Genomic DNA, 16,595 nt, shown 5'->3' with positions numbered 1-16,595 from the left:
CGCAAAATTACGCAGAAAACCAACAGGCTATACCTATTTTAGTAGTGAAAACAGGTTAAAGTTATATTAAACTTTAATTCGGAATTGTTAATGAATGTTAGAAGTATGCTTATAAATTTAAAATGTGTGAAAACTCTTACGGATTCTTCGACTAATTTAATAATTCTTTACCAAAAGCCAGCTCGTATATTTTACGGTTGTGGTACCCCCAAATTCTGTCCAGCTGATGAAATACCAATATGTAGCTGTATTTACATGTCTTCCTCCGATTTTTCCGTCCCATGTAAACTTATTGGACGGTGCTCCACGAAATACTTCTGCACCATATCGGTCGAAAATTCGGAAAATTACATTGTCATAATTCATCAGGTCAGAATAATTTATCGCATCATTGTAGCCGTCAAGGTTGGGTGTAATCGTATTGATAAGATTTATAATAACAAAAGGTCTTGTGACTTCTTCACATCGATTTGTATCCCGAATGTGGAGAATATGATTTCCTCTCGGCACATTCATGAAAACATTTGAACTCTGCCAGTTTACACCGTCCAGAGAATATTCATAAGGCGGAGTTCCGCCACTTGCTCCTATTGTAACTGTACTTCCATTAATTTCAATCATTGTGATAACAGGAAGGGAAGATTCTGCAACGGTTACGCTTTGTCTGTAAGTACAGCCTTCTGCAGTAAGGTCTACCCAATAATTTCCAGGTGCAACATTGCTTATAGATGATGTTGTAGCTCCTGTACTCCATAAGTAACTGTCGAATCCCGGTCCTGCATCTAAAGTGGTAAATGTTTTAGGACAGATTATTTTATCTTTCAGAATCAGTGAAGATTTCGGAGTTTTTACCGTTACAGTGATTGAAGCAATATTAGGGCATACTCCGGATTTCTCAAATCTTATAAAAATCGTCTGAGTTCCTGATAAATTCATTGGATTTACGATCTGTGCCGTATTATTTTGAGCATCCGGAAGCGTAGGATGAAAAGTTACTGTAATAGACGGATCTGTTGTAAACTGACTGATATATGGCATCAGGTCAATAATTTTAGTTCCGTCCAGATTATCATCACACATCGTAACAGCATGCGTGGTTTTAATTAAAGGAATTTTATTTCCAATAACGAAAACAAGCGGCTTCACAACAGGAGGACAGCCGTCCGGAGAATCCACTCTTATATAAATTGTAGTGGTTGTTGTATAAGACCAGTTATTGGGTAAAGTATTCGTGTTTCCGGCGTTGGCATCCGTTAGGTTGGCGTAATATCTTACATTCGTAAAATAAGTCGGATTGTTTAAAACAAGAGGGGTGATGTTAGGCAGAATTACATTTACTACGCCGTCCAGATTATCATCACAAAAAGTCCCTGTATAATTGTTAACAACGTTTGCGAAAGGATAAAGATTAAGTGTAATCTGAGCTATTGCTTTACATCCAAGATTATTTTTTACCACAGCATAAACAATAGTTCCGTTTGCGGCAGTGTAAGAAGTCGTATTGGTAATTGCTGTTCCCGGGGTTTCGTTCTGGGCATCCAACAGATTCGTATAATAGGTAATCGTTACCGGAGAATTACTGGTAATATTTGCTGTTGTTAAATTAAATACTCCCTGTCCGGAACCGTTATCACAGACTTTTAATGTTACATTATTAACCGTTAAAGCCTGAATGTTGATAGTAACAGTTACCGTTTCACAGTCTGGAAAGTCAGGATTGTTTCCACAAAATGTATAAGTAAATGTATCTGTTCCTGCAGTTCCGGGATTAGTAACGGTATACGTGATGATTCCTGTGGTTGCATTTACTGTCGCCGTTCCTAAGGTTGGAGCCGTAAGCACAGCAACCGTGGAAGGAACCGGAGTCTGGGTAGAACTGGTAAATGCGGGAGTAATTGTTTTTGTTGTACAAACATCGTAAACCGCGTTAGACAATTTTGTACAGTTCTGTACTTTGTATTGTGCAGTAATTAAAGGGGCGCAGCTTCCCATTGTTACCGAGCAGGTATAATAACCGGACTGAGTGGGCGAGTAAGAAGCTCCTGTAGCTCCCGGAATTAAAACTCCGCCGACATACCATTGATAGGTGTCATAAATTACAGGATCTACCGTAAGTACAATTCCCGGAGCACAGTCTCCACCGGATTTTAAAATTACAGGCTGCGTGGGAAATCCAGCAAAAAAACCGCCATATCCTACTGCATCACTTCCCGCATTAATTCCCGCTGTTATCGCTTTAGACGAAACAACGGTTACTGTTCCTGCGGTATTCGGAATGCCGTAAGTTACCCAGTTAAGAGTTCCCGTCATATTGAAAGGACCTGTTGAAATCGGGGGTGTAACTCCATTTACGGTAACTACTGCACCTCTTTCTGTGATGAGATTTAATTTTGTGGGAACATTTAAAATACCATTCGGATTCCCGTTGGAATACACAAAGTTTTCATCAATTAATCCAAGTTCGTTAATCTGTTTCGGTAAGTAACAGTTCAGAGCAGGAATAAAATTGAATCCGCCTGTTGCCACTTCATTTCCTGCGGTACTCGCACCCGCAAGAACCTGATAAATATAGACGTTCTTGGTTGTTTTAATGTATAAATTATAATGTCCGCTCCCCTGAAGCTGATATTTGGAATCAGGAATCATAAAATATTGCCCTGTGTTTAAAGTAGCAACAGGAACAACTTCGTTATTCACACGGATTTCCGTATTGTCTTCGGTGGCAATTACCAAAGCACCTTCCATGTTTGATCCTATACTTCCGTTGCCTTTTACCAAAGCGAATTCATTTCCTAAGCGGTCTACCGGAACTGACTGATCCATGAGAATATCAGAACTCTGAGGATAATTTCCTGCATATTGTCCATTGAAATTTCCATTGGTGACGTTGATGTTTTTATTGGCTGTAATTTTGGCACCGATAAATCCGTCAAAGTTTCCTGTAATATTTCCGATTCCGTCGATGATGTAAGATTGTCCTTTATTTAAATTGAAAGTAATCGTAGGGTTTGTTGCTCCGGTGGTTCCGTTTGAAAACTGTACGGTGGGTTTGTACCCTGTTATGGTAACCGTAGTATTGTCTTCAGTTGCCAGAACACTCGTCATAAAATTCAGGATTGAATTACTCACGGAGATTGGTGCATTGGCTGCATAAAAAGTTTTTCCGGTGGAAGGAATTCCTTTTGAAGTAATAATTTCAGCATGATTAAATACCGAAAATCTTAGGTTGGCGTAGAAAGGAAATTCTGCTTTTACATAAAGTCCTTTGGTTGTTGGGGTAAAAAGATCTGTCTGCTGGGATGTAATAATATAATCTCTTAAAATATCAACTTTTTGAGGATTTCCTTTGCTGATTGTTGCCGTGGCAATTAAAGTATTGTTGTTATAAATTTCTACCGGAAAAGGCGTAGTACGGTTAGTAGAAAGATATAATTTCTGATTGGGATTTGAATTTCCTGTACGGTCTACCATGGGCGCAAACCAGTGTTCTCTATCCAATTGTGCAAGTGTAGAGGTGAAAAACAGAATTAAAAATAGAAAAGATAGAATTTTCTTCATTCAGGTATAGCCTTTAACACAAATTTAATAATAAAAAGCTTTCTGAACTAAAAAAAATAAAAAAACCATGATATCAAATCATGGTTTTTTCGGAGAATATTTTTTAAAGAATATTTAAAATTAATTTCTGTTTTTCACTAGAATCCATCCGGAATATTTAATCGGAGTCTGCTTACCGTTTGGCTCGTTCCAGCTTACATCGTACCAATAGTTTCCTGTAGGTACTTTTTTGCCGCCCACTGCGCCATCCCATTTATATCCGTTTTCTTTATTTCCCTGATGCATTTTTGCTCCGTATCTGTCGTAAATATTGAACACAAGGTTTTTCTTGTTTCCTAACGCGGAATAATCAATCATATCGTTTACACCATCTCCGTTTGGCGTAATTACGTTAATAAGATTAGGTACGGTAACCTCTACCTGCATTGGAGAACAGTTATAAGAATCCTTTACGTAGAACGTATTATTTCCTCTCGGAACATTTGTAAGTACATTAGAATCCTGCCAGTGAATATTATCTATTGAATATTGGTAAGGAGCAGTTCCTCCCAATACATTTACCGTAACGGTATTGTTTGAAATATCAATGTTTGAAATAACAGGCTGTTCTGAGGCGTATACTTTTACCGTCTGTCTTGTTACGCAATTTCCGGTTTTAAGATCTACCCAGTAAGTTCCTGTAGTGACATTGCTGATCGACTGTGTAGTTGCTCCTGTACTCCATAAATAGGCAGTAAATCCGGGACCTGCATCTAGCGTTGTTTTATTTTCAATACAGATAATTTTATCCTGCAAAATACTGGAGTAAACCGGAGGGAGAACAATTAATGTAACTTTGGCAATTCTGAAACATCCGTTTGCGTTGCTTACTTTTACGAAAACGACTCCGTTTGGTGCAATATAGTTCGCCGGATTAATGATTTCATTGGTTCCGAGCTGTGCATCCGTTAAAGAAGGATAATATTTTTTTGTAATTCCTGTAGTGGTAGATACAAGAGCCGTTGTAAGGTCAAATAATGCCGTAGCAGGATTAGACGGAATAAAACATGATCTCAGTGTTGCATCCGTTACTGTAGGACTTGCAGAAACAGTTAACGTTAAAGTTACCTGCTCACAATCTGTAAAATCAGGATCATTTCCACAGAATTTATAAACAATAGTATCTATACCCGTAAAACCGAAATTAGGTGTATAAATGATGACTCCGTTCGGATCAATAACCGCAGAACCATTTGTTGGAGGAGTAACAATTGTTACGGTGCTCGGGACGTAAGTCTGAGTAGAATTTGTAAAAGACGGAACCACTGCCTGGAAGCCTTCGCAAACTGTAAGAGCTTTTGTGGATTTCTGAAGACATGTATACACTTTATAAACCGGAGTGATGGCAGGAACGCATGATCCCACAGTAATTCTTACCGTATAATTTCCCGCTACTGTCGGAGTATAGCTATTCGAATTGGCTCCGGGAATAGGATTCCCGTTTAGGAACCATTGGTAGGTTTCATAACTGTCGTCCACTTCAAGAACAAGTCCGGGAATACAGTCTCCCGTCTGTTTTGTAATTAAAGGGATAGAAGAGAATCCGGCGAAATATCCTCCGTAACCTGCCGTACTGTATCCTCCGTTTACTCCGGCTGTTACAGCTTTTGTTGAGGTTACCGTCACATTTCCTGTAATTCCTGTAATAGCATAAGTTACCCAGTTCGTATTTCCTGTTAACGGATAAGGTCCCTGAGCAGCAGTTGGAGTGGCTCCATTCACCGTAACAGCAGCTCCGGCTTCTGTAAGAATATTAAGCTTTAAGGTTACTCCGGAAACACTAGGCATTTCGTTGATCTTTCCGATCTCATCAATTTTTCTCGGAAGGAAACAGTTTAACGGCGGGATATAATTGTATCCTCCAGTATTATTTTCCGTTCCTACACCCACCAATTGATATAAATATACATTTTTGGAAGTAGAAATAAACATATTAAAGTGTCCGCTTGCACCTCCTTGCTGGATGTAGTTTGTTTCATTAATTCTGTACCATTCTCCTGCATTGATTGTGGCAATAGGAGCGGTAGCTCCGTTAATGAAAATCTGTGTATTGTCTTCTGTCGCAATTACAATTCCACCCTCCATGTTTTCTGCCGGAGCGGTAGACCTTGTCTTTACCATGGCAAAGGTATTCCCGAGTCTTTCCACAGGAACAGACTGGTCCATAATTAAATCTGAACCGCTTGAACTTAATGCTCCGAAATTTCCGTTTGCACTTCCGTTGGTTAATGTGATGGGTTTGTTCGAAACTACTTTTGCCCCGATGAATCCGGTAAAGTTTGCCGAGGTACCATTGTTTCCGGCCATAATGTAAGACTGACCTTTGTTCAGTGTGAATGACTGTGAGTTGGCTCCGGAAGGAGTTCCCCCTAAAAATACCAGTCCGGAAGTATTCCATGTAACAGTAACCTGAGTATTGTCTTCCGTTGCTAAAATACCTGCCGTGAAATTATTAGAAGTACCCGTCCCTGCGTTTGTATTGGGAGGATTAGCTACAAAGAATAGTTTCCCGATTCCGGCCTTCCCTTTAGAAGTAATAATTTCTCCGTGAGAAGTCTGGGCGGATCTTAAAGTACAGTAAAAAGGTTTGTCGCCTTTTAAGTACAATCCTTTTGTAATGACCTGAAGGGCTTCCGATGGAGTTGTTGCGGAAATAAGATTTGCGGTCACTGTATACGTTTGAGGATTTCCTTTGCTGATGGTCACAGTAGTAAGCAGTGCATTGTTGCTGTAGATTTTCACATCAAACGGGGTGGTAGAGTCAGTAGAAAGATATACGGCATTGGTATATCCTGTTGTGGATGCATAATAAGGCGCAATCCAGTGCTCAGTATCCCTCTGTGCAAATATGGTACTAATGCTGAAAAACATTAATACAAAAGACAGTAGAATTTTATTCATAATTATAGAATTAGGATTCGTGCAAAAATAACGGAATTTTCTGTTATACCTTCAAATTATATTTGTTAAATGATAACATTATGTCATAAAAAAGCCACGATTTAGATTCGTGGCTTTAATAATTCTTTTTTTTAGTCTTTTAGTCAATATTTTTTACAAGGATCCATCCTGAATATTTGATTGGTGTTTTTTCCTTGTTGGGTTCATTCCAGTTGATGTGGTACCAGTAGGTTCCCGTCACAATTTTCTTGTCAAAATGTTTACCGTCCCACTTGTAATTATTGAATTTATTTCCTGTAAAGATTTTATTTCCGTATCTGTCATAGACCACGAAACTTAAATTTTCTTTGTAAGCAAGCTCGCTGTAATCGATGAAATCATTTTTATTATCACCGTTCGGCGTGATGGCATTTAATAAATTCGGTACGGTTACTTCTACAAAGATCGGGGTACAGTTGTATGCATCTTTCACATAAAAAGTATGCTGTCCTCTTGAAAGCCCTGTGAATACGTTGGAATCCTGCCAGTTTGCTGGAGAATCGACAGCGTATTTGTAAGGCGCCTGTCCTCCTGTCACCTTTACCGTTGCGGTATTGTTTGAAATTTCGATTTCTGAAATCACAGGATCCACCGCTTTTTTCACGCTTACAAACTGTTTTACAGAACATCCGTTGTCTTTAAGGATAACCCAGTAATCTCCAACAGGAACTCCCGATAAAACCTGAGTGGTTGCTCCCGTGCTCCACAGATAGGACTGATAACCCGGTCCTGCATCAAGATTTGTTCTGCCATCGATACAGATGATTTTATCCACAAGAACAGCTGATCTTTTCGGAGGAATCACCACGAGGTTCACTTTGGCAATAGCATAACATCCGTTTGAGTTGTAAACCCTGATGTAAACCGAAGCATTCCCTGAAACATATGCCAAAGGATTTAATATTTCATTGGTTCCGTTGCTTGCATCTACAAAAGTAGGATAATACTTTTTGGTAATCGGCGATTCGGCTGAAACATTGGCAAGCGAAAGATTAAATGCAGCTTTTGTTTCATTATTTTCAAGGTAACATTCGCTGATGGTAGCTTCCATTACCACCGGAGTCGGAAGATAGGCTAAAGTAATTTTAGCATTTCCTGTACATCCTTCGTTGGTGGTTACTTTTACATAAACATTTCCTGCTGCCGAAAGATAACTGGCAGGGTTTGTGATTTCGTTGGTTGCTGCATTCAGATCGGCAAGGGTAGGATAGAACTTCTTCACAACCGGAGTGTAAGTTGTTACATTGGCTGAAGTAAGATCAAAGAACCCTTTACCGTTGTACTGGCATGCTTTGATAGTAGTATCTGTTAAAATAAACGGTACTACGGTAAGATTTAACGTTACCTTTTCACAGTCTATAAATTCGGGAGCATTTCCGCAGAATTGGTAAACGATGGTGTCGGGACCTAAATATCCGGGATTCGGAATGTAGGTAATCTGCCCAGAAGAGTTTACGGTTGCTGTACCGTTTGCAGGATAGGTAAGAATAGTCACCGTACTTGCCACGGGAGTCTGTGTTGTGGTGAACGAGAAAGCAGGAGTAATGACTTTCGTAGCACATGCATTAAGAGCAGCAGTTGTGTTTTTTACGCATGAAAAAACTTTATAGATCGGTGTTGTTACCGGCGGGCATGTTCCCATGGTTACTTTCACGGTATAATTTCCGGCTACGGTAGGCGTGTAGACGTTTTGTGTAGCTCCGGGAATCGGGTTTCCGTTCAGATACCACTGATAAGTTTCATAGCTGTCGTCCACTTCAAGGATAATCCCCGGAATACAGTCTCCTGTCTGTTTTGCAATTAAAGGAATTGAAGAGAATCCTGCAAAATACCCACCGTAACCTGCGGTACTGTATCCTCCGTTTACTCCGGCTGTTACAGCTTTTGTTGAGGTTACCGTCACATTTCCTGTAGGGTTATCAATAGCATAGGTTACCCAGTTTGTATTTCCTGTTAACGGATAAGGTCCCTGAGCGGCAGTTGGAGTGGTTGCGGGTCCGCCATCAATACTGTACGTAACTGCGGCTCCTGTCTCTGTTAAAATATTTAATTTTAAAGTGATGCCTGAAATACCAGGCATTTCGTTGATCTTTCCGATCTCATCAATTTTTCTCGGAAGGAAACAGTTTAGCGGCGGAATATAATTGTATCCTCCTGTATTATTTGCTGTACCTACCCCTACCAATTGATAAAGATATACATTTTTAGAAGTGGAAACCAGCATATTGAAATGTCCGCTTGTTCCCTGCTGAACATAATTAGTTTCATTGATTCGATACCATTCTCCAGCATTGATTGTCGCTAACGGAGTGGTTCCGCCATTTACAAATATCTGTGTGTTGTCTTCTGTCGCAATTACAATTCCGCCCTCCATATTTTCTGCCGGAGCAGTAGACCTTGTTTTTACCATGGCAAAAGTATTCCCTAGTCTTTCCACAGGAACAGACTGGTCCATAATTAAATCTGAACCGCCAGAAGTTCCTGCACCGAAATTTCCGTTTGCACTACCATTGGTTAAACTAATGGGTTTATCCGAAACAACTTTTGCCCCGATGAATCCGGTAAGGTTTGCCGAGGTACCATTGTTTCCTGCTAATATATAAGACTGTCCTTTATTTAAAGTAAAAGTTTGAGAATTTCCAGTAAAAGTTGAAGGAGCCCCTATGAACTGAATTCCTGAAGTTGTCCATGTAACAGTAACCTGAGTATTGTCTTCCGTTGCTAAAATACCTGCCGTGAAATTATTAGAAGTGCCTGTTCCTGCGCTGGTATTAGGCGCATTGGCTGCGAAGAACAGTTTCCCGATTCCGGCCTTCCCTTTTGAAGTAATAATTTCACCATGAGCGGTCTGAGCAGATCTTAGAGTACAGTAAAATGGCTTATCACCTTTCAGATAAAGCCCTTTATTGATTACAGTAAAAGCATCTGTTGTAGCTGTAGCTGTTATATTTACAAGAGGAACCGAATACGTTTGAGGATTTCCTTTGCTGATAGTCACAGTAGTAAGCAGTGCATTGTTGCTGTAGATTTTCACATCAAACGGGGTGGTAGAGTCAGTAGAAAGATATACGGCATTGGTATATCCTGTTGTGGATGCATAATAAGGTGCAATCCAGTGCTCTGTATCCCTCTGTGCAAATATGGTACTAATGCTGAAAAACATTAATACAAAAGACAGTAGAATTTTATTCATAATTATAGAATTAGGATTCTTGCAAAAATAATAGAATATTTAATATGTTCTTAATAATATTCTCAAAAAAAAACTTATAAATACATAAAAAAGCCACGATTTAGATTCGTGGCTTTAATAATTCTTCTTTTTAGTCTTTTAGTCAATATTTTTAACAAGGATCCATCCTGAATATTTGATTGGTGTTTTTTCCTTGTTGGGTTCATTCCAGTTGATGTGGTACCAGTAGGTTCCCGTCACAATTTTCTTGTCAAAATGTTTACCGTCCCATTTGTAATTATTGAATTTATTCCCTGTAAAGATTTTATTTCCGTATCTGTCATAGACCACAAAGCTTAAATTTTCTTTGTAAGCCAGCTCGCTGTAATCGATGAAATCATTTTTATTATCACCGTTCGGCGTGATGGCATTTAATAAATTCGGTACGGTTACTTCTACAAAGATCGGGGTACAGTTGTATGCATCTTTCACATAAAAAGTATGCTGCCCTCTTGAAAGCCCTGTGAATACATTGGAATCCTGCCAGTTTGCCGGAGAATCCACAGCGTATTTGTAAGGCGCCTGTCCTCCGGTTACTTTTACCGTTGCGGTATTGTTTGAAATTTCAATTTCTGAAATCACAGGATCTACCGCTTTTTTCACACTTACGAACTGTTTTACAGAGCATCCGTTGTCTTTAAGAATTACCCAGTAATCTCCAACAGGAACTCCCGATAAAACCTGAGTGGTTGCTCCCGTGCTCCACAGATAGGACTGATAACCCGGTCCTGCATCAAGATTTGTTCTGCCATCGATACAGATGATTTTATCCACAAGAACAGCTGATCTTTTCGGAGGAATCACCACGAGGTTCACTTTGGCAATAGCATAACATCCGTTTGAGTTGTAAACCCTGATGTAAACCGAAGTATTCCCTGAAACATACGCCAAAGGATTTAATATTTCATTGGTTCCGTTGCTTGCATCTACAAAAGTAGGATAGTACTTTTTGGTAATCGGCGATTCGGCTGAAACATTGGCAAGCGAAAGATTAAATGCAGCCTTTGTTTCATTATTTTCAAGGTAACATTCGCTGATGGTAGCTTCCATCACCACCGGAGTCGGAAGATAGGCTAAAGTAATTTTAGCATTTCCTGTACAACCTTCATTGGTGGTTACTTTTACATAAACATTTCCTGCTGCCGAAAGATAACTGGCAGGGTTTGTAATTTCATTGGTTGCTGCATTCAGATCGGCAAGGGTAGGATAGAACTTCTTCACAACCGGAGTGTAAGTTGTTACATTGGCTGAAGTAAGATCAAAGAACCCTTTACCGTTGTACTGGCATGCTTTAATAGTAGTATCTGTTAAAATGAACGGTACTACGGTAAGATTTAACGTTACCTTTTCACAGTCTATAAATTCGGGAGCATTTCCGCAGAACTGGTAAACAATAGTATCGGGACCTAAATATCCGGGATTCGGAATGTAGGTAATCTGCCCCGAAGAGTTTACGGTTGCTGTACCATTTGCAGGATAGGTAAGAATAGTTACCGTACTTGCCACGGGAGTCTGTGTTGTGGTGAACGAGAAAGCAGGAGTAATGACTTTCGTAGCACATGCATTAAGAGCAGCAGTTGTGTTTTTTACGCATGAAAAAACTTTATAGATCGGTGTTGTTACCGGCAGGCATGTTCCCATGGTTACTTTCACGGTATAATTTCCGGCTACGGTAGGCGTGTACACATTTTGTGTAGCTCCGGGAATCGGGTTTCCGTTCAGATACCACTGATAAGTTTCATAGCTGTCGTCCACTTCAAGGATAATTCCGGGTACGCATTCCCCGGTTTTTTTCGCAATGATCGGAATAGAAGAGAATCCTGCGAAATAGCCTCCGTAACCCGCTGTTCCATATCCTCCGTTAATCCCTGCCGTTACAGCTTTTGTTGAATTAATGGTTAAGTTTCCTGTCGGATTTTCAATGGCATAGGTTACCCAGTTTGTGTTTCCTGTTAAAGGATAAGGTCCCTGAGCAGCAGTTGGAGTGGTTGCCGGTCCGCCATCTATGCTGTATGTAACAGCAGCTCCAGCTTCTGTAAGAATATTAAGCTTTAAAAAAGTAATATTGCTTGTTGCGATGCCGGGCATTTCATTAATTTTTCCCACCTCATCAATTTTTCTCGGAAGGAAACAGTTTAGCGGTGGAATGTAATTGTATCCTCCATTGTAAGAGAATCCCTGAATGCCTATGAACTGATATAAATATACATTTTTAGAAGTGGAAATGAACATATTAAAATGTCCGCTTCCCGGATTTTGTTCTACATAGCTGGTTTCATTGATTCTGTACCATTGCCCTTCATTAATTGTGGCAACAGCAGTAGTGGAACCGTTGATATATATTTCAGTATTGTCTTCTGTCGCAATTATGATTCCTCCTTCCATATTCAAAGTAGGATTGGTTGCTTTGGTTTTTACCATGGCAAAAGTATTTCCGAGTCTTTCCACCGGAACAGACTGATCCATAATTAAATCGGAACCATCAGAAGTGTTTGTTGCAAAATTTCCGTTCGCATTTCCGTTGGTAAGGGTTACAGGTTTGTCTGAAACCACTTTGGCGCCGATAAATCCATTTAAATTGGCTGAAGTTAAATGATTTCCTGCCAAAATATAAGACTGCCCTTTATTCAGAGTAAATGTCTGTGAGTTTCCTCCGGGGGTACCTCCGATAAAAACTAAACCTGCGGTATTCCATGATACGGTAACCGACGTATTATCTTCTGTGGCAAGAATTCCTGCAGTGAAATTATTACTGGAGCTGTTTGCCGTACTGGGAGTTGCCGCTACATAGAATTTTTTCCCGATCCCTGCTTTGCCTTTCGAGGTTATGATTTCACCATGAGCGGTCTGAGCAGATCGTAAAGTGCAGTAAAAAGGCTTGTCGCCTTTTAAATATAATCCTTTTGTCCCCACTGTAAAAGCATCTGTGCTTGTTGTTCCGTTAATAAGACTGGCGGGAACAGTATAAGAAACAGGTGCTCCTTTTGCAACTGAAACGGTCTGGATCAGGTTATTATTGTTGTATATTCTTACATCAAACGGAGTGGTAGAATCCGTGGAAAGATACACTGCATTAGTGTACCCGGTAACGGATGTGTAAAACGGAGCGATCCAGTGATCTGTGTCTCTTTGGGCAAAAAGCGCGTTAATCGTACAAAATATTAATACGAAAGACAGTAGAAATCTTCTCATATACAATTAATTATGATTTCTACAAATTTAAAATAATATTTAATAAATGTTAACGAAAAATAAAAGAAAGTTTGAAATTTATTAATGATTCTTAATTAAAATCCATCCTGAGTATGAAACAGGTAATTTTGTATCGGGTTCAATCCATTTTAGCAGATACCAGTATGTTCCTGTAGACAGAGGTCTTCCGTTAATCTTGCCGTCCCATCTGTAATTTTTATCCGAAGATCTGTATACAGGAGCTCCGTAACGGTCTACAACTTCTATTGAAACATTTTGCTTAATTCTTAAATCTGAATAATCCAACACATCATTTAGCCCGTCTCCGTTTGGAGTAATTGCATTGATAAGATTTAATACTAAAAATTCTTTAATAACCGGTGAACATCCGTCTGCACTTACAACATAAACAGTATGCATTCCTCTGGATAAACCCGTGAAAATATTAGAGGTCTGATAATCAATTCCGTTTAATGAATATTTATATGGAGGAGTGCCCCCTGTAACGGTAACGGTAGCATTATACCCTGAAACCTCAATTTTAGAAATAGAAGGAGATTCAGCTGTGGTAATCTTTACATACTGTCTGTATACACATCCGTTAAATCCAAGATCCACATAATAATTTCCCGCTCCGGCAATGATGGATTGTGTAGTTGCTCCGGTACTCCATAAATAAGAAGTAAATCCGGCACCAGCGTCTAATGTTGTTGTATCATTAGGACATATGACTTTATCAGCAAGTCTTGTAGATTTTTTTGGTGATTTTAAATTGATTGTTAAAACTCCCGTACTCGGACATTCTGTAGCGGAAGTAAATCTGATGTAAAAGGTATTTGTTGCAGAAATATTCTGGTTTGGTGAAATCGCATTGGTTCCCGCCTGTGCATTGGCCAATGTAGAGTAGAACGTAAGGCTTACTCCTGCATTCGCCGTAAAAAGGTTTTTGTAATCATTTAAATTTACTGCTTCAGAACCACTAAGATCACTATCACAAACATCTGTTGCTGCATTTGCTGTAATTAAAGTAATTCTGTTTCCGATAGTAAAGTTAATCTGACCAAAAACCTGAGGGCAGCTTCCTGTAAGTGCATCCACTCTTACATAAACAGTAGTGTTAGCTGTATATGTCCAGTTTGCTGGAAGTGTATTGTTATTACCCGCATTTGCATCAGCCTGAAGTAAATAATATCTTACATTAAAGTTTGCAGAATTGGTCACAATAACAGGAGTGATGCTTGGGAAATTCACGTTAACGATACCGTCAAAATTATCATCACAAAGGGTCGCATTATAATTACCTGTGTTAATATTTGGAGACGGAGTCGTAGTTAATGTAATTTGTGCGACTTTTGTGCAGCCGTATGATGATGTTACATTTGCATAAATGGTTCCTGCCGGTCCCGAATAATTTCCCGGTGCTGCAATGGGAGTTCCTGTTAATGCAGCATTGGTGAAATACTGTACTGTAGTTCCCGAATCCGGTGTTACACTGGCTGAGTTTAAATTGAAAGTCCCGTTTCCGTTGGTATCTGCGCATGAAGTTAAGGATGCATTTGTGGTCTGCAAAACATCCGTATTGATGATGATTTTAAAATATTCAAAACTTGCAGGGCTTCCGTTTCCTTCTATGTAATAAATGAAACTGTCCGTTGTATCTGCTGTAAGTCCTGCATTGGGAGTATAGGTGATTTGCCCCGTTGCAGAATTCACAGTTGCAGTTCCGGAAGTAGGAGCCAAAATAATGCTTGTATTACCCGGAACAATAGCCTGTGTAGAATTAGTAAAAACAGGCGAAATCACTTTTGTATTGCATGATCCTATATTATAAGTCGTCGTTGTGATCGGAGGACATAATGTATAGGAATACGGATCTGTAAGCAGAGAACCACAATTATTTTTAGAAACCATACAGGTATAGTTTCCCGCGCCGTATAATTCAGGATTGATGGAATATGAAGTGGCTCCCGGAATAGAATTTCCATTCAGATACCATTGGTAATTGTCGTATGTGTTATCTACCTGTAATAAAATCCCGAGATAGCAATCTCCGGTTTTTGAAATCACAGGGACAGAAGAAAATCCTGCAAAATAGCCTCCATAACCCACTGCGCCACTCCCTGCAGCAATTCCTGCGGTAACAGATTTGGTAGAATTTACGGTAACAGTTCCTGTAATATTAGGAACAGTGTAGGTAACCCAGTTAGGATTTCCGTTGACAGGATAAGGTCCGTTAGCGGTAGCAATCGGATTTCCGTTTAAAGTTACGGTTGCTCCAGTCTGGGTGATAATATTGAGGCGGGTATTAAATGTCTGACTTCCGATTTGATTGATAAATCCTATTTCGTCTACTTTATTGGGCATAAAGCAGCTTAACGGAGGAATAAAGTTCATCCCTCCTGTAGCGTATTCATTGCCACCTGTTGTAGAAGAAACTCCTGCTAATAACTGATAAACATAGATGTTATTATTGGCAGAAATGCTCATGTTATAATTGTCTCCGGTTCCGTGCTGTATATAATTATTACTTGGAACCATATAATACTGTCCCTCATTCAGTGTAATGCCTGTAGCAATACCGTTAATTGTAATTTGGGTATTGTTTTGTGTTGCCACAATCAGGGCTGTTTCCATTTCGGAAACTACGGTTCCGTTTCCTTTTACCACAACAAATTCTTTTCCCAGTCTGTCTGTAGGGGCTGCCTGATCCATAAGGATATCGTTGTTGGTAAAATTTAAATTGGTATAAATTCCGTTAAAATTTCCGTTGGTTACAGAAATAGGTTTCGTAGATTGTATTTTCGCCCCGATTAACCCATCAAGATTCACTGCCGAATCTGTACTTAAAGCATCTACGATATAGGATTCTCCTTTATTTAAGGTAAATGTTTTTGTAGGGCTTGAGGAGCCATCAGAGAAAACAACATTCGGATTATATCCTGATATCACAACCGAAGTATTGTCTTCCGTAGCAGTAACTCCTATGGTAGAGTTTACATAAGTTGCAGCACCGGTAATAGGTGCCATTCCTACGTAGAACGTTTTTCCTAATCCGGCTAAACCTTTAGAGGTAATAATTTCAGCGTGATTGGGAACCGAAAATCTATAATTGGCAAAGAATTTTTTCGTTCCTTTCAGGTAAACTCCCATTGAATTCGGACTAAATAAATCCGATGGATTAGTAGTGATTAAAAAACTGTTTGGAATACTTACCTGAGCGGGATTTCCTTTACTAACCTGTACTGTGGTATAAAGAGCATTGCTATTATAAATTTGTACGCTGAAGGGAGTGGTTTCATTGGTGGATAAATATAAATATCCCTGAAGATTCCCTGTTCCAGACTTTGAAGCCATCGGAGCAAACCAATGATCGGTGTCAAGCTGTGCATTGAATAATAGACAAAGAAATGTACAAATGGTTAGTAAAAGTTTTTTCATATTTCTCAATAAGGGATGCAAATGTAAGTATTAAAAGTCAATTTTTTATATAAATTTTAATTAGTAATTTCTATAATTATGAATATTGTTGAATATTTAATATTTTTTTAATAATTGAAAAGATATTTAAATATTAATAAAAAATCCTGATGATTTTAATTCATCAGGATCAGTGGTATAGTGTAAAGTAAAAAAG

5 protein-coding genes are annotated in these 16,595 nt (G+C 39.2%); all 5 read right to left on the bottom strand.

Going from position 1 to position 16,595, the window contains the following annotated elements:
• Positions 1 to 156: 156 nt before the first annotated feature.
• Positions 157 to 3,558 (bottom strand): T9SS type B sorting domain-containing protein, encoded by a 3,402-nt coding sequence (locus tag KKI44_RS11650; protein ID WP_214587437.1) that lies wholly within the window; start codon positions 3,556 to 3,558, stop codon positions 157 to 159.
• Positions 3,559 to 3,678: 120 nt separating this feature from the next.
• Positions 3,679 to 6,498, bottom strand: a complete 2,820-nt coding sequence (locus KKI44_RS11645) for a T9SS type B sorting domain-containing protein (RefSeq protein ID WP_214587436.1) — start codon at positions 6,496 to 6,498, stop codon at positions 3,679 to 3,681.
• Positions 6,499 to 6,637: 139 nt separating this feature from the next.
• Positions 6,638 to 9,730: a gliding motility-associated C-terminal domain-containing protein gene (locus KKI44_RS11640; RefSeq protein ID WP_214587435.1), complete on the bottom strand. Its 3,093-nt coding sequence runs from the start codon at positions 9,728 to 9,730 to the stop codon at positions 6,638 to 6,640.
• Positions 9,731 to 9,868: 138 nt separating this feature from the next.
• Positions 9,869 to 12,961, bottom strand: coding sequence for a gliding motility-associated C-terminal domain-containing protein (locus KKI44_RS11635; protein WP_214587434.1), 3,093 nt, complete (start codon positions 12,959 to 12,961; stop codon positions 9,869 to 9,871).
• Between the two features lie 81 nt (positions 12,962 to 13,042).
• On the bottom strand, positions 13,043 to 16,399 hold the full coding sequence (locus KKI44_RS11630; protein ID WP_250902058.1) for a T9SS type B sorting domain-containing protein: 3,357 nt from the start codon (positions 16,397 to 16,399) through the stop codon (positions 13,043 to 13,045).
• Positions 16,400 to 16,595: the final 196 nt, after the last annotated feature.

It is taken from the genome of Chryseobacterium sp. ZHDP1 (genome assembly GCF_018603435.1).
Classification (GTDB): Bacteria; Bacteroidota; Bacteroidia; order Flavobacteriales; family Weeksellaceae; genus Chryseobacterium; species Chryseobacterium indicum.
The sequence above is the reverse complement of the archived record's forward strand: the minus strand, read 5'-3'. Positions and strand labels throughout refer to the sequence as shown.

What these genes read in the sequence shown, in the direction of transcription:
- KKI44_RS11645 (WP_214587436.1), bottom strand. Translation starts at nt 6,498, where the DNA reads ATGAATAAAATTCTACTGTCTTTTGTATTAATGTTTTTCAGCATTAGT.
- KKI44_RS11635 (WP_214587434.1), bottom strand. Translation starts at nt 12,961, where the DNA reads ATGAGAAGATTTCTACTGTCTTTCGTATTAATATTTTGTACGATTAAC.
- KKI44_RS11640 (WP_214587435.1), bottom strand. Translation starts at nt 9,730, where the DNA reads ATGAATAAAATTCTACTGTCTTTTGTATTAATGTTTTTCAGCATTAGT.
- KKI44_RS11650 (WP_214587437.1), bottom strand. Translation starts at nt 3,558, where the DNA reads ATGAAGAAAATTCTATCTTTTCTATTTTTAATTCTGTTTTTCACCTCT.
- KKI44_RS11630 (WP_250902058.1), bottom strand. Translation starts at nt 16,399, where the DNA reads ATGAAAAAACTTTTACTAACCATTTGTACATTTCTTTGTCTATTATTC.